The organism is Amycolatopsis rubida, from assembly GCF_900115345.1.
GTDB lineage: Bacteria > Actinomycetota > Actinomycetes > Mycobacteriales > Pseudonocardiaceae > Amycolatopsis > Amycolatopsis rubida.
The window spans coordinates 817,448-835,603 of record NZ_FOWC01000002.1 but is presented as its reverse complement, the minus strand read 5'-3'; the positions used below and the strand labels follow the sequence as shown (position 1 = coordinate 835,603).

General features: G+C 68.6%; 18 protein-coding genes. 14 read left to right on the top strand and 4 right to left on the bottom strand.

All coding sequences use genetic code 11. The annotated features are described in order from the left end of the window. Positions 1-75: 75 nt before the first annotated feature. The 4 genes from BM362_RS12890 (at position 76) to BM362_RS12875 (ending at position 4,454) form a co-directional block, all read left to right on the top strand. A complete protein-coding gene (locus BM362_RS12890; RefSeq protein ID WP_093573245.1) occupies positions 76-1,329 on the top strand; it encodes a beta-ketoacyl-[acyl-carrier-protein] synthase family protein in 1,254 nt (417 codons plus the stop codon). Beyond that, positions 1,326-2,531, top strand: coding sequence for a ketosynthase chain-length factor (locus tag BM362_RS12885; RefSeq protein WP_093573244.1), 1,206 nt, complete (start codon positions 1,326-1,328; stop codon positions 2,529-2,531). Before BM362_RS12890 ends, BM362_RS12885 begins: the two co-directional genes overlap by 4 nt. 100 nt (positions 2,532-2,631) lie before the next feature. After that, on the top strand, positions 2,632-2,889 hold the full coding sequence (locus BM362_RS12880; protein ID WP_067576102.1) for an acyl carrier protein: 258 nt from the start codon (positions 2,632-2,634) through the stop codon (positions 2,887-2,889). A gap of 35 nt (positions 2,890-2,924) precedes the next feature. Further along, positions 2,925-4,454: an MFS transporter gene (locus BM362_RS12875; RefSeq protein ID WP_067576104.1), complete on the top strand. Its 1,530-nt coding sequence runs from the start codon at positions 2,925-2,927 to the stop codon at positions 4,452-4,454. A 105-nt stretch (positions 4,455-4,559) separates the two neighbouring features. Here BM362_RS12875 and BM362_RS12870 read toward each other — a convergent pair whose 3' ends face one another. Then, complete coding sequence (locus BM362_RS12870) at positions 4,560-5,588, bottom strand: methyltransferase (RefSeq protein WP_093573242.1); 1,029 nt, start codon at positions 5,586-5,588, stop codon at positions 4,560-4,562. Positions 5,589-5,754: 166 nt separating this feature from the next. On the opposite strand from BM362_RS12870, the gene BM362_RS12865 reads away from it, so the two are divergent. After that, the gene (locus tag BM362_RS12865) at positions 5,755-6,513 is read left to right on the top strand and encodes an SDR family NAD(P)-dependent oxidoreductase (RefSeq protein ID WP_067576108.1); all 759 of its coding nucleotides are present in this window, start codon (positions 5,755-5,757) and stop codon (positions 6,511-6,513) included. Between the two features lie 237 nt (positions 6,514-6,750). Here BM362_RS12865 and BM362_RS12860 read toward each other — a convergent pair whose 3' ends face one another. Further along, positions 6,751-7,173, bottom strand: coding sequence for a nuclear transport factor 2 family protein (locus BM362_RS12860; protein ID WP_198545142.1), 423 nt, complete (start codon positions 7,171-7,173; stop codon positions 6,751-6,753). Beyond that, complete coding sequence (locus BM362_RS12855) at positions 7,170-7,631, bottom strand: nuclear transport factor 2 family protein (protein WP_143132416.1); 462 nt, start codon at positions 7,629-7,631, stop codon at positions 7,170-7,172. The genes BM362_RS12860 and BM362_RS12855 overlap by 4 nt, the downstream gene beginning before the upstream one ends. A 159-nt stretch (positions 7,632-7,790) precedes the next feature. Between BM362_RS12855 and BM362_RS12850 the strand changes: the two genes are divergently transcribed. From BM362_RS12850 to BM362_RS12825, 6 genes are read left to right on the top strand one after another with little or no spacing between them, the layout of a single operon-like run. Then, on the top strand, positions 7,791-9,026 hold the full coding sequence (locus tag BM362_RS12850; protein WP_067576114.1) for an FAD-dependent monooxygenase: 1,236 nt from the start codon (positions 7,791-7,793) through the stop codon (positions 9,024-9,026). After that, on the top strand, positions 9,023-9,808 hold the full coding sequence (gene fabG, locus BM362_RS12845; RefSeq protein WP_067576117.1) for a 3-oxoacyl-ACP reductase FabG: 786 nt from the start codon (positions 9,023-9,025) through the stop codon (positions 9,806-9,808). The genes BM362_RS12850 and fabG overlap by 4 nt, the downstream gene beginning before the upstream one ends. 13 nt (positions 9,809-9,821) lie before the next feature. Next, on the top strand, positions 9,822-10,781 hold the full coding sequence (locus BM362_RS12840; RefSeq protein ID WP_067576118.1) for an aromatase/cyclase: 960 nt from the start codon (positions 9,822-9,824) through the stop codon (positions 10,779-10,781). Continuing rightward, positions 10,774-12,627, top strand: coding sequence for an AMP-binding protein (locus tag BM362_RS12835; protein ID WP_093573239.1), 1,854 nt, complete (start codon positions 10,774-10,776; stop codon positions 12,625-12,627). Before BM362_RS12840 ends, BM362_RS12835 begins: the two co-directional genes overlap by 8 nt. Beyond that, on the top strand, positions 12,624-13,373 hold the full coding sequence (locus BM362_RS12830; RefSeq protein ID WP_067576122.1) for an SDR family oxidoreductase: 750 nt from the start codon (positions 12,624-12,626) through the stop codon (positions 13,371-13,373). Before BM362_RS12835 ends, BM362_RS12830 begins: the two co-directional genes overlap by 4 nt. A gap of 17 nt (positions 13,374-13,390) precedes the next feature. Next, entirely contained in the window at positions 13,391-14,164 is a 774-nt protein-coding gene (locus BM362_RS12825; RefSeq protein ID WP_067576124.1) for a cyclase family protein, read from the top strand. A gap of 60 nt (positions 14,165-14,224) precedes the next feature. Here the strand turns inward: BM362_RS12825 and BM362_RS12820 are convergent, their stop codons facing one another. Further along, complete coding sequence (locus tag BM362_RS12820) at positions 14,225-15,259, bottom strand: ketoacyl-ACP synthase III family protein (RefSeq protein ID WP_093573238.1); 1,035 nt, start codon at positions 15,257-15,259, stop codon at positions 14,225-14,227. Between the two features lie 152 nt (positions 15,260-15,411). Here BM362_RS12820 and BM362_RS12815 point away from each other — a divergent pair, with 152 nt between their 5' ends. The 3 genes from BM362_RS12815 (at position 15,412) to BM362_RS12805 (ending at position 18,103) form a co-directional block, all read left to right on the top strand. Then, positions 15,412-16,398, top strand: coding sequence for an acyltransferase domain-containing protein (locus tag BM362_RS12815; protein ID WP_093573237.1), 987 nt, complete (start codon positions 15,412-15,414; stop codon positions 16,396-16,398). Positions 16,399-17,032: 634 nt separating this feature from the next. Further along, positions 17,033-17,305 carry a hypothetical protein gene (locus BM362_RS12810; RefSeq protein ID WP_067576130.1) on the top strand — a complete coding sequence of 91 codons (273 nt, stop codon included), beginning with the start codon at positions 17,033-17,035 and terminating at the stop codon, positions 17,303-17,305. A 204-nt stretch (positions 17,306-17,509) separates the two neighbouring features. Then, entirely contained in the window at positions 17,510-18,103 is a 594-nt protein-coding gene (locus BM362_RS12805; RefSeq protein ID WP_093573236.1) for a VOC family protein, read from the top strand. Positions 18,104-18,156: the final 53 nt, after the last annotated feature.

Genomic DNA, 18,156 nt, shown 5'->3' with positions numbered 1-18,156 from the left:
GTGAGTACGAGTGCGGGGCACCCCGGGGCAGCGGGAGTGCCGGCGCGGCACGGCAGCGGAGGTCCGCGGCGGGCGGTGATCACCGGAATAGGTGTTGTCGCACCAGGGAAACCGGGGCGCGAACCGTTCTGGGACATGGTGTCGGGCGGACGGACCGCCACCCGGCCGGTGTCGTTCTTCGACGCCTCCCAGTTCCGCTCGCGGATCGCCGCCGAATGCGATTTCGATCCGGAGGCGGCGGGGCTCGGTCCGCAGCAGGTGCGGCGGATGGACCGGGTGGCCCAGTTCGCGGTGGCGTGCACGCGGGAGGCGCTGGCCGACGCGGGGCTCGCACCGTCCGATGTGGACCCGTACCGGACCGGCGTGTCGATCGGCAGCGCGGTCGGGGCCACGATGAGCCTCGAACGCGAGTACGTCGTGGTGAGCGACGGCGGCAGGAAGTGGGAGGTCGACGCGGACTACGCGGTGCCGCATCTGTTCGACCAGTTCGTGCCGAGTTCGATGGCCAAGGAAGTGGCCTGGGAAGCGGGCGCGGAAGGTTCGGTGCAGGTCATCTCGACCGGGTGCACGTCCGGATTGGACTCGGTGGGCCACGCGCGGGACCTGATCGCCGAAGGCAGCGCGGACATCGTCCTCGCGGGCGGCTCGGACGCGCCGATCTCGCCGATCACTGTGGCGTGCTTCGACGCGATCAAGGCGACTTCGCCGCGCAATGACGAAGCGGCGACGGCGTCGCGGCCGTTCGACAACACCCGCAACGGGTTCGTGCTCGGCGAGGGCGCCGCGGTGTTCGTGGTGGAGGAACTGGGCCGGGCGCTCGCCCGAGGGGCCCGGATCTACGGTGAGATCGCCGGGTTCGCCACGCGGTGCAACGCCTACCACATGACCGGCCTGCGCGCGGACGGCGTGGAAATGACCGAGGCGATCCGGCAGGCGATGGGCCAAGCGCGGGTGCCGCCGGAAGCGATCGGCTACGTCAACGCGCACGGCTCGGGCACGAAGCAGAACGACCGGCACGAGACGCAGGCGTTCAAGAATTCGCTGGGAGAACACGCTTATCGTGTCCCGGTGAGCTCGATCAAGTCGATGGTCGGGCATTCGCTCGGCGCGATCGGCTCGATCGAGATCGCCGCCAGCCTGCTCGCGATGCGCGACGGGCTGCTGCCGCCGACGGCCAACCTCAACGAACCCGACCCGGAGCTCGACTTGGACTACATTCCTTTGGTGGCAAGAGAAGCCGCGGTGGACACGGTGCTGACGGTCGGCAGCGGGTTCGGCGGTTTCCAGAGCGCCATGGTGCTCACCGGCAACGTCGGCGGCACGGCATGAACGCGGTGATCACCGGTCTCGGCGTGCTCGCGCCGACCGGAAGCGGGGTCAAGCAGTTCTGGGAAGCCACTCTCGAAGGGGCCAGCGGAATCGGCCCGGTGACCCGGTTCGACGCTTCGAATTACCCCAGCACGCTCGCCGGCGAGGTCACCGGGTTCAGCGCGAAGGGCATCCTGCCCAGCAGGCTGCTGCCGCAGACCGACCATTCCACTCGAATGTCGCTCGTGGGCGCGGAATGGGCGCTGGCCGACGCCGGGGTCGACCCGGCGGCGCACGAGGGGTTCGACCTCGCGGTGATCACCGCCAGTTCGGCGGGCGGCTACGAGTTCGGGCAGCGCGAACTGCAGAACATGTGGAGCAAGGGCGGCAAGTACGTCAGCGCGTACCAGTCGTTCGCGTGGTTCTACGCGGTCAACACCGGGCAGATCTCCATCCGGCACGGCATGCGCGGGCCCGGCGCGGTGGTGGTGTCCGAACAAGCTGGCGGGCTGGACGCGATCGGAAAGGCCCGGCGCGCGGTGCGTTCCGGGACCGCGGTCGCGCTGACCGGCGGCATCGACAGCGCACTGTGCCCGTGGGGCTGGGCGGCGATGCTTACTTCCGGACGGCTCAGCGGGAGCAGCGATCCGGCGTCGGCCTATCTGCCGTTCGACCGGTCCGCCGCCGGGTACGTGCCCGGCGAGGGCGGCGCGGTGCTCGTGCTGGAACCGGCCGACTCGTCGCGGGACCGGCAGCCGCCGTACGCCGAGATCGCCGGATATGCGTCCACTTTCGACCCGAAACCGGGCAGCGGCCGTCCGCCTGGACTGCGCAGGGCGATCGAACTCGCCCTGACGGATGCGGGCATTTCCGCCGCCGAGGCCGACGTCGTTTTCGCCGACGCGGCCGGGGATCGGAAGCTCGACCGCGAGGAGGCCGAAGCGATCAGCGCGGTGTTCGGCGAACGCGGTGTCCCGGTCACCGCGCCGAAGGCCGGGGTGGGCCGGTTGGCCGCGGGCGGGGCGGCGCTGGACGTCGCGTGTGCGGCGCTGGCGATCCGGCACGGCGTGGTGCCGCCGACGCCGAACGTCTCGGATCCGGTGCCGGAGCACGGGATCGACCTGGTCACCGGCGCCGCGCGGGAAACGCCGGTGCGCACCGCGGTCGTCCTCGCCCGCGGCATCGGCGGGCACAACGCCGCGCTGGTGTTGCGCGGAGTGTGAGGGAAGACTTTTCAAGATCACCCGAACGGCCGAACCGCAAAGCTTTGTCCAGCAAGAAGAACCCACTGACAGCCGCTTTCGCGCGGCAGGAGGAGCGATCATGCGCGAGCTGACCTACGAAGATCTGATGGAGATCATCCGCCGCTGCGCCGGAGAGAGCGACGAAATGGCACAAACCGCCGACGCGCGCGACATTCCGTTCGCCGAATTGGGCTATGACTCGCTCGCACTGATGGAGACCGCGAGTATGCTCCAGCGCGACTACGGAGTCGAGCTGCCGGACGAAACGGTGGTCGACATCGACACGCCGCGCGCTCTGGTCGAACTGGTGAACAGCAGGCTCGGTTCCGCGGTGTAAGGGGAATTCCGCCAAAGCCTTCCGAAGGAGGACAGGTGTCCGAGCCTGCCCTGAACCCGCGCCGCTGGGCGATCCTCGCGGTGCTGCTGACGTCCTTTTTGCTCACCGTGCTGGACGCGACGATCGTGACCATCGCCTTCCGCGCGCTCGCCGATCCGGTCGGCGGGCTCGGCGCGTCCGCGGACCAGCTGCAGTGGGTGGTCAACGGGTTCACCCTCGTGTACGCCGGTCTGCTGCTGGCGTGGGGCGTGCTGGGGGACCGGCTCGGGCACCGGAAGGTGCTCCTGATCGGACTCGTGGTGTTCGGCGTCTCCAGCGTGCTGGCGGCGTTCGCGCACTCACCCGGCGAACTGGTGCTGTGGCGCGTCGTGATGGGCGCGGGCGGAGCGGCGATCCCGCCGACCACGCTCGCGACCATCTCGCACGTGTTCGGCGACAAGGAGCGCCCGCGCGCCATCGGGTACTGGGTGTCCGCCGCCGGCATCGCGGCCGTGGTGGCCCCGGTGCTTGGCGGCTTCCTCATCCAGTTCGCTTGGTGGGGCTCGATTTTCCTGGTGAACGGCCCGATCGTGCTCGCCGCGATCGTGCTGACCGTGCTGATGGTCCCGGAGTCCACTTCGACCGCGCGCAAGCTCGACGTGCCCGGGGTGGTGCTGTCGGTCGCGTGGAGCACCGCGCTCGTCTACGGAATCATCCAGGCGGGCAACCTGGCCACGATCGCCGATCCGCGGGTGTACCTCCCGCTGGTGCTCGGCGTGGTGCTGCTGGTCGTGTTCATCCTGGTGGAACTGCGGTCCGCGGCTCCCGCACTGGACCTGCGGCTGGTGTCGGATCGCCGGGTCGCGGGCGCGACCAGTGCGGTGACGCTCGCGTTCTTCGTGAACTTCGGCGTGCCGTTCTTCCTGATTTTCTACCTGCAGAGCGTGCTCGGCGTGAGCCCGCTGATGACCGGTTTGGCGATTCTCCCGCTGGCACTGGCCCTGGCGGTGTTCTCGCCGCGCTCGGCGACGCTGTCGGCGAAGTTCGGCGCCAAAACCGTGCTGGTCGGCGGCTTGCTGCTGCTGGCTGCCGGCGTGGCGATCTTCGCGCTGCTGGACCAGAACAGTCCGTTGTGGCCGGTGTTCGTCGCCGACTTCCTGGTCGGTTTGGCGATGGCCAACGTGATGCCGCCCGCGACCACCACGATCATGTCGGCGGTGCCGCGCGAGCGCGCGGGGGTCGGTTCGGCGCTGACGAACATGGGCCGCAGCATCGGTGGCGCGATCGGCATCGCGGTGCTGGGTTCGCTGCTGACTGTCGTGTACCGCAACGGGGTTGAGCCGGCGTTGTCGGTGCTGCCGGCGCAGTCTCGCGCCGCCGCGGGCGATTCGATCGAAGCGACGAAGGCCGCCGCGGCGGGCCTGGGCGGCAACCAGGGCGCTGACCTGTTCGCCGCGGGCGCGGACGCGTTCTCGGTCGCGATGCGCACGACGGCCCTCGCTGCCGCCGGTGCCGCGGTGCTGGCAGCGATCGTGGTGCTCGTGGTGGTGCCGGCCCGGGAACGGCAGGCGGCTGAGGTTTCCTGACGCGTTCCCGGGCCTGAGCTTTTCCTGATCCGGTCAGAAGCAGGCTGACCCTGAAGCGGCACGTGACCGTCGCAGCGAAGTCATTCGGCCGTGGCTGTGGTCTGATTAGGAGTAGTTTCGGCGGGTGGCGGTGATCAGCGAGAACTCCTGCGGCAGCGGAGTGATCGCGTCCAGCGCGAACCCGGCTTCCTCAAGCAGCCGGGTCACTTCCGCGCTGGAGCGGATCCCGCCCCCGCCGAAGAGCACGTACATCAGGGTGTCGTGCGAAAGCAGCAGTGCGTTGTCGACACCCGGCCCGGAAACCCGCTCCACCAGCAGCAACCGCGTCCCCGGAGCGGCCGCCGCCGCGCAGTTCGCCAGGATCCGCGCACAGTCCTCGTCCGGCCAGTTCACCAGCACTCGAGCGAGCAGATAGACGTCGCCGCCTTCGGGAACGGACTCCAGGAAGTCCCCGGACGCCACCTCGCATCGCTCGATGAGACCAGCGTCCGCGATGGCCTTTTTCGCGGCCTCAGCGGACTGTTCGGCGTCGTAGACCGTGCCGTGGAGGTGCTGGTGCGCGGCGAGCAGCCGGCCCGCCAGCTCGCCACTGCCGCCGCCGACATCGACAAATCGCTGGTGCGCACCGAAGTCGTAGGCAGCGGGCAGCGCGTCGAACAACGCCGTGTTGCCCGCCATCGCGCGGTCGAAAAGTTTTCCGCGTTCGGGGTTTGCGGAGAGGTACTCGAAGAAGCTAGACTGAAATGCGCCTTCGAAAGCATTTTGTCCGGTTCGCACGGCGGAGGCGATGTCAGTCCAGGCGCGATGGAATTCGGAGCCCGCGATGAGCGTATACGGCCGCAGGGAGTCTTCCCGGTCGCTGCGCAACAGCTCGCCGAGTTCGGCGAGGGAGAATGAGCCGTTCTCCTCGCGGAACACGCCCAGTGCGGTGAGGTACTGCAGGAACCGGTGGGTGGCAACGGGATCTGTGCCCGAGGCAGCGGCCACCTGAGCGGCCGTAAGGGGCCCGTCGGCGAGCCGGTCGGGCCAGCCGAGTTCGGCCGCCGTGTAGACGGCGCGGGCTTTCCAGTCGCCGATGATGAGATTCATCAGCTCGAGCTGCGGCGTTTTCGCGCGCGCGGGATCGTCGGGCATCCGGGTTGTCTCCTCAGCCGTTTCGGGTAGTCCTCCGATGCTCGCCGCCGCCGTTCAAGAGGTTCTCGAAGATCTCTGAAGGCGGTGTCGCGGCAACGGTTTCAGCCGATACATTGGCAGAAACGGCACCCGGAGAAGCCGGGAGCCCGAAACCGAGGAGCAGCGGGTGGAAGACCAGGTACGCCGCGTCGCGGTGGTGACCGGTGCGGCACGCGGAATCGGCCGCGGCATCGCGGAACGGCTGGCCGCACGAGGCGACCGGGTGGTGATCAACTACCTGACGTCCAAAGAGGCCGCGGAAGAAGCGGTAGCGGCCATCACCGCCGCCGGCGGCGAAGCGATCGCAGTAGGAGCCGACGTCCGCAACGAGGAGGGCGCGCAAGCACTGGTGGCCGCGACCGTCGAAGCATACGGCCGCGTGGACGCACTGGTCTGCAACGCCAACGTCGGACTGGCTCAAGGCTCGGTCGCGGAAATCCCGTGGGAAACGTTCTCCGCGAAGGTGAACGACGAACTGGCAGCGGCCTTCCACCCCACCCGCGCGGTGTGGCAGCTGATGAAGGACCAGGGCTACGGCCGCATCGTCTACCTGGCGGCAGAAGCAAGCAAGGGTCCAGTAGGCGCAGAGGTAGTCGCGCACGCCGCGGCAAAGTCGGCCCTGATCTCCTACGCCAAGTTCGCCGCCCGCGAAGGCGCCCCCAACGGCGTAGTGGCAAACGTGGTTTCTCCCGGCCTGACCCGCACCGACGCCCTGGGCGAGGCCCCGCCGGACTGGTTCGCCGCCTTCGAAAAGCGCATCCCAGCGGGCCGCGCGGCAGAACCGGAAGACGTAGCGGCCATGGTCGCCTTCTTCACCAGCGAAGAAGCAGGCTACATCGCAGGCACAGTGGTCTCAGTCAACGGCGGCTCGGACATGACCCGCTAACTGCGCGAGATGTCGGTGAGGGGAGCCCTGAGGGAATCAGATTCCCTCAGGGCTCCCCTCACGACCCGCCTGCCGTCCCCAGCGTCGGCTGTGTGGCTTGCTCGGGCGGACCTCACCGTCGCGCTGCGAGTCAGTCGGCAGGGCGAGCACCACGTGCGCTGCTAAACCGCAACCCGCCTACGCAACAGCCAAGGCGCCCCGGTGCAACCATCTTTTCCGGCCGAAGGCCGGCTCAGCTCAACGAATATCATCCCGAGAAACAGTCCGGTATTTAACGAGCCAAGCCCCGTCAACCCGAACCAGCTGATCCTCACACAACGTACTGCAGTGAATCCGAGGCTCCCCGCCCTTGCGCGTAGCAATAATCAACGCATAACACCGAGTATGCAGCTCGTCCGCTGAAGCGCCCGGGGAGACAGTCAGCATCCCCAGCCAATGCCGCCGCAGTTCATGCACCTCGGCCAGCTGCCGATGCGTAGCCGCCGAAGCCGCGGCAATAGCGGCACGACCCTTAACCGGCTCCGGCGCGGCATTAGCCGCGAAAACCCCGTCCTCGGTGAAAGTATCGGCCCACTCATCAGTACGAGCCTGGTCAAGCAACTGCATCTGCCACGCGTAATACTGCTGAATCTCCTGATACAACTCGCCCGACACAGTCACGCCTGCTCCTCCGATCGAGAACCCTGAATATCGTCATGAGTCACCACCCGGCGGGCGACCTGCCACCCGCCCGCCCCGCGAACCAACGTGTCCCGGCAAAACGTGCTACGCCACAACCGAGCCTCACCCCCAGCGGGAATCTCGGCGACCATCGCGTACAACTGCGTGCGCACTTGATCCGCACTGTCCTCTGTGACCACCAGCATCCCAGTCCAATGCCGATGCTGAACCCCTCGCGAAACAACGTCGGCGGCTAGCTTCCGAGCCACCTTCAAGATCAACTCCCGCCCCGTGGCCGGGGCCGGGTTGGCGTTGTTCGCGATAGTGGCGTCCGCGGTGAACGTTTCCGCCCACGGTTCCACGTCGCCGTCGTCCATCAGCTGCATCTGCTTGGCGTAAAAGGCCTGCACCTGGTGGTACAGCTCCATTTTCACCCGCGGGTGCGCGGTTGTCGCCACCGTTTCCTCCTCGTCGGCCGCGTGTCGTCCGACAGTCGCGCGGCCGGCTCAAAGTCCCCTCGTGGACCACTCGCGCGGGACGGCCGACTGTGCGTCGAGCCGTTTTGGACCGGCTCGCTGGAGGGTGGGCCGAGGCGGTGCGACAGCGGGAGGGATCGAGTGCGCGAGATCGAAGCGGACGTGTGCGTGTCCGGTGGCGGACCGGCGGGTCTGGTGCTGGCGCTGCTGCTCGCCCGGTCCGGAGTGGACGTCGTGGTCGCGGAGCGCAGCGCGTCGCTGGACCGCGAATACCGCGGCGAGATCATCCAGCCCGGTGCGCTGCGCACGCTTGACCAACTCGGCGTCCTCGACGGCCTCGGCGGTTACCCGATGCGCCATTTCCAGCTGGTGCAAGGGGAACGCACGCTGCTCGACATCGACTACCAGACGCTTCCCGCGCCGGATGACCATTTGCTCAGCCTGCCGCAGCGGCTCCTGCTGGAGCGCTTGCTCGGCGAATGCAAGGCGACGCCGGGCTTCCGTCTGCTCAGCGGCTGCTCGACCCGGGCGCTGCTGGAGGAGAACGGCGCGGTGACCGGGATCCGCTGCGGCTCCGGCGACGGCGAGACGCAGGTGCGCGCTCGCTGGGTGGTTGCCGCGGACGGCCGGTACTCGAAGACTCGCTCGCTCGCCGGGATCGGCTACGACAAGTTCGAGAAGTTCGAGCACGACGTCGTGTGGTTCAAGCTGATCGCCCCGGAGCGGCGCACCAGCGCGGTCCGCATTCACCGCACCGCCGCCGATCCGGTGCTGGTGCACGATTCCTACCCGGACCGCGTCCAGATCGGCTGGACGCTGGCGAAGGGCAGCTACAAGACGGTGGCCGCCAAGGGCATCGAGCACGTCCGGGAGCAGCTGATCGCCGCGGTCCCGCAGCACGCGGACCTGATTCGAGAGCAAGTGACCGCGCTGTCCGAACTGTCGCCGCTGGACGTGTTTTCCGGCCGTGCGCAGGAATGGGTCCGGCCGGGCCTCGTGCTCATCGGCGACGCGGCGCACACGCACAGCCCGATCGGCGCACAGGGCATCAACCTGGCCATCGCGGACGCCGTCGCGCTGCACCCCGAACTCGTCGCCGCCGTCGCCGCGAAAGACAACCGACCGGCCGCGCTCGCCGGCTTCGAAGCCGAGCGACGCGCCGCGGTGGACACCGTGTTCACGCTCCAGTCGAGGCAGAACAAGGGAATGCTGTCCTCCGGCCGGATCGTGGACGCGGTGCGACCGGTGATCGCGAAGCTGCTGCCGCACACCCCGATCTTCCGCAAGATCCTCAATCTCGTCGCGTTCGGAGCTCGCCCGCGCGACGTGCGCGCGGACCTGTTCCGCGCGCCGAGCAACCCAGGAGGGACACGATGACCGAACAGAGCCGGGGCGTAGCGCTGGTCACCGGCGGCACCAGCGGGATCGGGCTCGCGGTGACCCGATCGCTGGCGCAGCAGGGCTACCAGGTGTACTTCTGCGCCCGTACCCAGGGATCCGTCGACGACACGGTGCGGGACCTGCGCGCCGAGGGACTGGACGTGGACGGCAGCACCTGCGACGTCCGCGAGAAGGACGACATCCAGTCGCTGGTTTCGGCCGCGGTGGACCGGTACGGCCCGATCGACGTCCTGGTCAACAACGCGGGCCGCAGCGGCGGCGGGCAGACCGCGGAAATCCCGGACGAGCTGTGGTTCGACGTGATCAACACGAACCTCAACAGCGTGTTCCTGATGACCCGCGAGGTGCTCACCAAGGGCGGGATGCTGGCCAAGGACAAGGGCCGGGTCATCAACATCGCGTCCACCGCGGGCAAGCAGGGCGTGGTGCTCGGCGCGCCGTATTCGGCGTCCAAGCACGGTGTCGTCGGCTTCACCAAGGCGCTCGGGTTCGAACTGGGCAAGACCGGGGTCACGGTCAACGCGGTGTGCCCCGGTTACGTCGAGACCCCGATGGCACAGGCGATCCGCGGCCGCTACGCGAAGGCGTGGGACACCACCGAGGAAGCCGTGCTGGAGAAGTTCACCGCGAAGATCCCGCTCGGCCGGTACTCCACTCCGGAGGAGGTGGCGGGCCTCGTCGGCTACCTCGTCACCGACACCGCGGCGTCCATGACCGGGCAGGCGATCAACGTCTGCGGCGGGCTTGGCAACTACTGAGAGGACCGAGCACGTGGCTGCACCACTCCGGATCTACGAGACCGAACACAAGATCGACGTCGCCGCGCCCGCCTCGGCGGTGTACGCGCTGCTCGCCGACGTGACCCGCTGGCCGGTCTACTTCGGCCCGACGGTCCACGCACGCCAGCTCGAACGCGACGGCACCACTGAGCGAATCCGGTTGTGGGCTACCGCGAACGACGAGCCCAAGACCTGGACCTCGCGCCGCGACCTGGACGAGGACGGCCTGCGCATCGACTTCCGCCAGGAGGTTTCGCAGCATCCGGTCGCGTCGATGACCGGGGCGTGGAACATCCAGCCCGGCGGCCCGAACTCGTGCACGGTCGTCCTGGAGCACGCGTTCAGCGCGGTGCGGGACCTGCCGGAGAACGTCGAATGGGTGAGCAAGGCGGTCGACCGCAACAGCGAGCACGAGCTGGAGAATCTCCGCGGCATCGCGGAAGGCATCGCCGAAACCGAAGAACTCACCACGGTGTTCGCCGACAGCGTCGACATCGACGCGGACGCGGCGGCGGTGTATGAGTTCCTCTACCGGTCGGACCTGTGGCCGGAACGGCTGCCGCACGTCCAGCGGCTCGACCTGACCGAGGAAACCCCGGGTCTGCAGGTCATGGAGATGGACACCAAGACCGCGACCGGTGCCGTGCACACCACGAAGTCGGTGCGTGTGTGCTTCGACGACGAGCACGCCATCGCATACAAGCAGCAGGTGCTGCCCGCGCTGATGACCGTCCACAACGGACTGTGGACGATCGTGCCGCAGCCGGGTGGCGGGGTGCGTGCGACGTCCGAGCACACCGTGGTGATCAAGCGCGACGCGGTGGAGAAGATCCTCGGCGAAGGCAAGACTGTCGAGGACGCGAAGGCTTTCGTGCGCAATGCGTTGGGTACCAACAGCACCGCGACGCTGAACCTCGCCAAGGGCTGGGCGGAGGAGCGCGCCGATGGCTGACGGTGTCCTCCCGGTCGCGTCGCTGCTCGACACGCCGTTGCTGCCGGACGCGCTGCGCATCCTCGCGGAGAACAGCCCGAACCAGATCGCGGTACGGCTCGGCGAGACAGCCCTGACGTTCGCTGAACTCGACCGGGCCGCGTCCGGGTTCGCGGCCGCACTGGCGGATCGGATCGGGTCGGCTGGTTCGGTCGTCGCGATGTCGTCGGTGCTGCACCCGGAGTTCGCGATCGCTTACTACGGCACTTTGCGCAGCGGAAACGTCGTGCTGCCGTTGAGCCCGCTGCTGCGGGAAGGCGATCTCGGCCGGGTGCTGACCGAGTCCGCTGCCGCTGCCGCGGTGCTGAACGATTCGATGACCGCAGCGGTCGCTCGTGCCTCCGCGACGCCGGAACACCTGCTGTGCTTCGGGAATCCGGACCGCGCTGCGTCGGTCGCTGCTTTGGCGGCAGGCCCGGTCGGTGCGCCGGTGGAACTGGAGCCGGACGCGGTCGCGTGCATCCACTTCACCAGCGGCACCACCGGTCAGTCGAAGGGCGTGCGGCTCACCCACCGCAATATCGCGGTCAACGCGGTGCAGGTCGCCGACGCGCACGGGGTGACCGGAACGTCGGTGACGTTCAACCACCTGCCCAGCTACCACCCGATGCACCTGAACTCCGCGCTGATCGCCGGCGCCACCCAGGTGCTCTGCCTGGTGCCGGATCCGGTGGCCACGATCGCTCTCGCGGCGGGGGTGACGCACTACTATTCAATGCCGTTCCGCCTGGCCCGGCTCGCCACCGACGCGCGGCTGGCGGACCTGAAGCTGCCCGGCTGCGAGGTCATCCTGTCCGGCGGTTCGGCGTTGTCCCCGGTGCACGCGGAAATCCTCCGCGCCCAGTTCGGCATCCCGGTCGTGCAGGGTTACGGCCTCGCCGAAACCGCGCCGCTGGTGCTGTCCGACGGCCCGGCGGCACCGCGCCCGGGTTCGGTCGGCCAGGTGGTGCGCGACACCGAGGTGCGCGTCGTCGATTTGACGACTCGGGAGCCGCTCCCGGCCGGTGAACGCGGCGAAGTCGAGGTGCGCGGCCCGCAGGTGATGCGCGGCTACCTCGGCCGCCCGGACGGCGACGGCATCGGCGCGGACGGCTGGCTGCCCACCGGCGACGTCGGCTGCCTGGACGAGGACGGGTACCTGTTCCTGGTCGACCGCATCAAGGACGTCTTCAAACGCGACAACTGGCTGATCTCGCCCACCGAAATCGAGGCCGAGCTGCTGCGCCACCCCGGCGTGGCCGACTGCGCGGTGGTCGACCAGCCGGACGAGTTCGCCGGCGCGGTGGCGGCCGCGCTGATCGTCCCGGCCGGCGACGAGTGGGTGCCGCGCGCGGGAGAGATCGCCGCGGAGATCAACGCCGCGCAGCCGTATTACAAGCACATCGAGCACGTAGAGCTGACCAGGGCGATCCCGCGTTCGCCCAACGGCAAGCTCGTCCGCCGCGAGCTGCGCGAGGCGCTGTCCTCCGTGCGCGGCAGCCAGAATCCCGGAACCGCACTGCTAGGAGCCGATACCGTGGTCACGTTCATCAGCAAGTTCACCGTCAAGGGCGAGCCGGAAGAGTTCGAGAAGGTCTTCACCGAGCACGCGCAGTACATGGCCGAGCAGCCCGGGTTCGTCGCCTACCAGATGGTGCGGTCGCTGCGCGATCCCAAGGTGTATCTGAACATCGGCCAGTGGGTCGACGCGAACGCGCACAAGGCCGTCGTGACCAGCCCGGAGTTCCAGGCGCACGTGAAGAAGTTCGTCGAGCTGGTCGACGTCGAGGCGGACCTCTACTCGACGGTCTCCGAGGCGTCGGCGTGAGCGAGCTCGGTCTGGCCGGCCGCAGCGTCCTGGTGGTCGGCGCCACCAAGGGGCTGGGGCTGGCCATCGCCCGCAAATTCTGCGCGAGCGGCGCGCACGTCCTGCTCGACTACGCACACGACGACGAAGCCGCCAAAGCCGCTCTAGCGAGCCTTGAGGGGCTTCCCGGTTCGGCGTCGCTGATCCGCGCCGATCCATCCACTGAGGACGGTTCCGCGCAGCTGGCCGCCGCTGTTTCGGCGGCCGGTCGCGGCTTGGACGTCCTGGTGCACAACGCCGCGTCGTGGCATCCGATGCCCGCTGCCGGAGCGTCGGTCGCCGACCTGCACACCGACGTGGCCGCTGCGCTGAATCCGTTGTTGCGCTTGGTTCCCGCGCTTCTCGAACACTTCAAGCCAGGTAGTCGCGTGCTTGCCGTTTCCAGCTCCGGCGCGCAGCGGGTCATCCCGCGCTACGTCGCGCTGGGCGTCGCGAAGGCCGCGCTCGAATCGCTCGTGCGCTACCTGGCGGTCGAGCTGGCCCCGCGCGGCATCACGGTCAACGCCGTCACGACCGCGAAGCTGGACAAGGGCGACGAGACCACCCAGCCCGAGATGGTGCAGGTCCTGGCGGCTCGCACCCCCGCCGGACGGTTGAGCACGCCCGCCGACGTCGCCGATGTCGTCGCGCTGCTGAGCGCGCCGGAAGCGAGCTGGATCCACGGCCAGGTGATCACCGCGGACGGCGGCCTCGGCCTGCGGTCTTGACGATAAGGAGAACTCCGTTGCAGCTGATTGACCTGTCCTCCCCGATCGACCCGGCAGGCTGGGAGCCCGAGCCGCTGTCGCTGGTCACCATGTCCGCCCAGGACGGGGCCAAGCACCTGGTGTCGGAAATGCGCGAGCACTTCGGCATGGACCTCGACCCGGAAGTACTGCGGGACGCCGAGTTCCTGACGAACGACACGGTGTCGCTGACCACGCACACCGGCACGCACATCGACGCGCCGGCGCACTACGGCGACGCCACGTCGTACGGTTCGGCCCCACGCACGATCGACCAGATGCCGGTCGACTGGTTCCACCGTCCCGCCGTGGTCCTGGACTTCACCGGCCGCGCGCCGGGCGTCCTCACCGCGGACGACGTGCGCGCCGAACTGTCCCGTGTGGACTATCAGCCGAAGGAGCTGGACATCGTCCTGCTCCACACCGGAGCCGACCAGCACGCCGGTACGCCGAAGTACTTCACCGAGTTCGTCGGCCTCGACCAGTCCGGGCTGGACCTGCTGCTGGACTTCGGGGTCCGCGTGATCGGCACGGACGCGTTCAGCCTCGACGCGCCGTTCACGCACATCATCGAGACCTACCAGCGGACCGGCGACAAGTCGGTGCTGTGGCCGGCGCACATGCGCGGACGCGACCGGGAGTACTGCCAGATCGAACGGCTGGCGAACCTGGCCGAACTGCCGCGGGCGCACGGTTTCACGCTGTCGTGCTTCCCGGTGAAACTGGCCGGCGCCGGCGCCGGATGGGCTCGCGCGGTCGCTATCGTCGAGTAGCTTTCCGCGCGAGAAAAGGCCCCGCGATTCCTCCTCTCGCGGGGCCTTTCCTGGTGCTCGCTAGTCAGCCCACTCGGGCTTCTCAAGAAGCTCGATCACCGCACTGCTCCACGAAAATCCCGCGCCGACGCCCATCAGCAGGCACGTCTGCCCCGGCTGCAACCCGCCGGTACGCACCAAGTTTTCCAGGCTGACGATGTGGTCGCCCGCGCCGAGATGGCCGATCTTGCTGTCGAAGTCCCACGTGGTTCGTTCGAGCGGAACGTCCATGTGCCGCAGGTAGTTCGACACCAGCCGCCGCCTCCCGAAGTGCGGCAGCACCAGCCGGTCCACATCGGACAGTTCCAGCTCGGCGTCGCTCAGCGCGCGCTTCAACGCCTCGCGCTGCCCGTCGAGAATGGCCGCGAGGGTCTGTGACATTCCGGCTTCGGACAGGTATGATCGTTTGTGCGCGTCCAGATCGACCAGCTGCCGAGTCCGCATCTCGACCTCACCGAACGCCGCCCCCGCACGGTGCATGCCTTCCAGCTCAGGTCCGCTGACCACCGCCAGGCTGCGCAACCGCGCGAACCCGCCGACGCGGGACAGCACCATCGCCGTCCCGCCATCGGCGTACGCCGTCCCCGGATCGCTGTGCCAGCGGTCGAAATCGGGCCCGTCAAAGCGATCCGCCGCGGTGATCAACGCCGCCTGCCGAGCCGGGTCCGCGAGAAGGTAACTGGCCGCGAGGTCGAGCGCTGCCATTCCGCCATTGGAAACCTGCCGCACCTCGATCGCCGGACAGGTCCCGCCGACCGCTGCCCGCTGGACGTACGCGGCAGGCGACCACAGGTCGTACCCTTGATGGAACAACGTCGCGTGCAGCAACACCGCGATGTCGCCACGCGCCACCCCGGACCGCTCCAAGGCGACTCGCGCGGCCCGAGCCGCCATCTCCGGCGGCGCGATCCCGTCAGGTGCGACGAGGACCGATTCCATCTCGCTTTTGCGCGCCGTCTCGGCCGAGCATTGCCCGCTCCGCACCGCTTCGGCGCTCGTCGTCGCCGGTGGCAGCCAGCTCCCGAGCCCGGCGAGGTACAGCCCGTCGAATCTCATGCCGCCACCCTTCCGGCGAGCCCTCGACAGCCTGTGGGAACGGACTCGACCTGGCGGTCCAGCGGGGGTCGAGCAGCCGTCGACCGCCGTGCCCGACGATCCGGTTTGTTTCCGGTGCTTCCGGTGTTTCGGGGCGGAAGGAGTTTCGTTTGATGACCGAGGTCGCACTGCTGTTCCCGGGCCAAGGCTCGCAGCACGTCCGAATGGCCGCCGGCCTGTACGGTCACGACGACGTCTTCACTGATGCGGTAGACGAAGTCTTCGCCGCGTTGGGCCCCGAGGGCCCCGCCGTCCGCGCCGACTGGCTGAGCGATTCGCCCGCTGTTCCTCTTGACCACGTCACCCGCTCGCAGATCCTGCTGTTCACCGTAGGCCACGCCCTGGGCCGGATGATCCTTTCCTGGGGCGTGCAACCAGCCGCTTTGCTGGGCCACAGCGTCGGCGAAGTAGCCGCCGCGACTCTGGCCGGTGTCTTCGAAGTCCCCGCCGCCGCCGAGCTGATGTGGCACCGGGTGCAGGAACTGGCGTCCGCCTCCGCAGGCGGAATGCTCGCCGTAGCCGCGACCGTCGAGGAGGTCGCCTCGGTCCTGACCGATGAGGTTGTGATCGGCGCGATCAACGCTCCCCGCCAGCTGATCCTCTCCGGCCCGGAAGCGCCGTTGGCGGAGGCCTCGGCGAAGTTGCGCGCCGAGGGGCGGACTTGCCTCCGGGTCCCCGCGACGTCGGCCTTCCACAGCCCTGCCTTGGCCGAAGCTGCCGCCCGGTGTCTCCCGTCGGTCGCTGCCGCACAGCCATCGCCGCCGAAGATCCCGATGGTGTCGGGCTACACCGGCCGCCTGCTCACCGATACGGAGGCGACAGATCCTTCCTACTGGGCTTCGCACCCGGTAGAACCGGTGCGGTTCTGGCCCGCATTGGGCACGCTGCTGGGTCCGGATTCGCCGCTCTCGGTTGCGGGCCGACGGGTGCTGGTGGAGACGGGGCCGTCGCAGTTGCTGGCCAAGGCCGCACGCATCCATCCGACGGTGCGAGCGAAGGAGGCTTCGGTACTGGCGATGCTGCCCGCGCGAGCTGGAGGCCCGGACGCGGATCTCACCGCAGTGGCGGCTTGCCGGGAAGCGGTGGAGATGGCGGGGTGATGGTGGCGGTCTGGTTAGCTGGGCGGTTGCGTATCGCGTGGTGGTGGCGGTTTGTCGGGGAGCGGTGGAGATGGCGGGGTGATGGTGGCGGTCTGGTTAGCTGGGCGGTTGCGTATCGCGTGGTGGTGGCGGTTTTCCGGGAGCGTTGGAGATGGCGGGGTGATGGTGGCGGTCTGGTTAGGCGGACGGCCGCGAATCGCGTGGCGGTGCCGGTTTTCCGGGTGAGTGGTTTGCCAGTGCGTTTCGTGTGCGGTGGGAGTTTGCGGGGAGGGCTTGGGCGCGCGGGATGAGTGGTGTGCCGCAACGGGTGTCGTCTGTTGGGCGGAGGCGATTCGTGTGGTGCGAGCTCGCCGGAAGGCGTTGGGTGCGCAGGTGCCTTCCGCCGTGGCGAGCCGGGTCGGTTGGACACGAACCGCGTGTCGTCCGTCGGTGTGTTGCGCGCGGTGGCGGCTTGGCAGTCGATATCGCGGGCCGCGTCACTCACGTGAGCGGTGCGGGGCAAGGACGTCCACGCCTGTTACGGCTGAGTTGGGATCTGCGTAGCGACTCGTTCACTGACCGGTGTTGTGCTGTCGAAAGGCTGCGGCCTCACCGGGCCGCAGCGATTTCCGAGGTGCGAGGCGGTGGTGACGCGATGTGGCTGGTCGAATGCCCGTCGTTCTGGGACCAGGGTTTGATCCGCCCGCTTGTCACCGAACACGGCAAGGTCGTGCTGATGTGCGATTCCTGCACCGCGGTGTGGCGAACCCCGTCCGGTATCGACGAGTTCGAGCACGTCGAGCCGGAAGCGCCCGAGTGGTCCATCGGCTCGGACACGCACGTCCGCCCCGGGACTACCCGCTGGGCCGAGCTGGCCGACGTCGCCTCAGCAGGCTGGGGCGACCTCCGCTGGCGCGAGCTGCCCTGAACCGCGGCAGCACGGATCCTCGGGAATGGCGCGGATTTCCGGTGCGCGCAAGTCCGAGATGCCACGCACGCCGCGAGATCGCTCGTCCCGGACAGCGCGAACAGCAGGTCCCCACCGACGTGCAGCGCGACTTTGCCGGGCAAGTTATTCGCATGAGCAAATAGCTCCGTGTCGTTTCGGCGAGTTCGGGCCTAGGTTCGGGCGGTGGCGAACGAACTGACCATTCCGCTCCTGCCCTGCCCCTCCATCGACGAGATCGCGTCGTTCTACCAGATGCTCGGCTTCGAGATCACCTATCGGCAGACGCGGCCGAACCCGTACGTCGCGGTGCGCCGGGAAGACATCAATCTGCACTTCTTCGGCATGGACGGCTACGACCCGGCACAGTCGTACAGCACGTGCCTGGTCATCGTGCCGGACATCGGCGGGCTGTTCGAGGCCTTCGCGGCCGGGATGCGTTCTGTGCACGGAAAACTGCTCATCTCCGGTATCCCGCGGATGACCCGGCCGCGGCTGCGCAACGACCGCTACACCGGGTTCACCGTCGTCGATCCGGGCGGCAATGAGATCCGGATCAACCAGAAAGGCAAGCAACCCGAGGCGCGGACCAAGCTCGCGAAAGCACTGGAGAACGCCGCGCGGCAGGCGGACGCGCACGGCGACGAGCCCCAGGGGCTGAAGATCCTGGAAGGCGCGCTGAAGCGGGCGACCGGCGACGAACCGGAGTTTCAGGCGGTGCGGGAGTACCGCGACGAGCTCGTCGAACGGATCAACGGGGCCGAGTCGCTACGTCCTTGACCGCCTCGGGGGAACCGACGTAGCGGGTCGTGGCCGGTCTCGGATCCGGGACC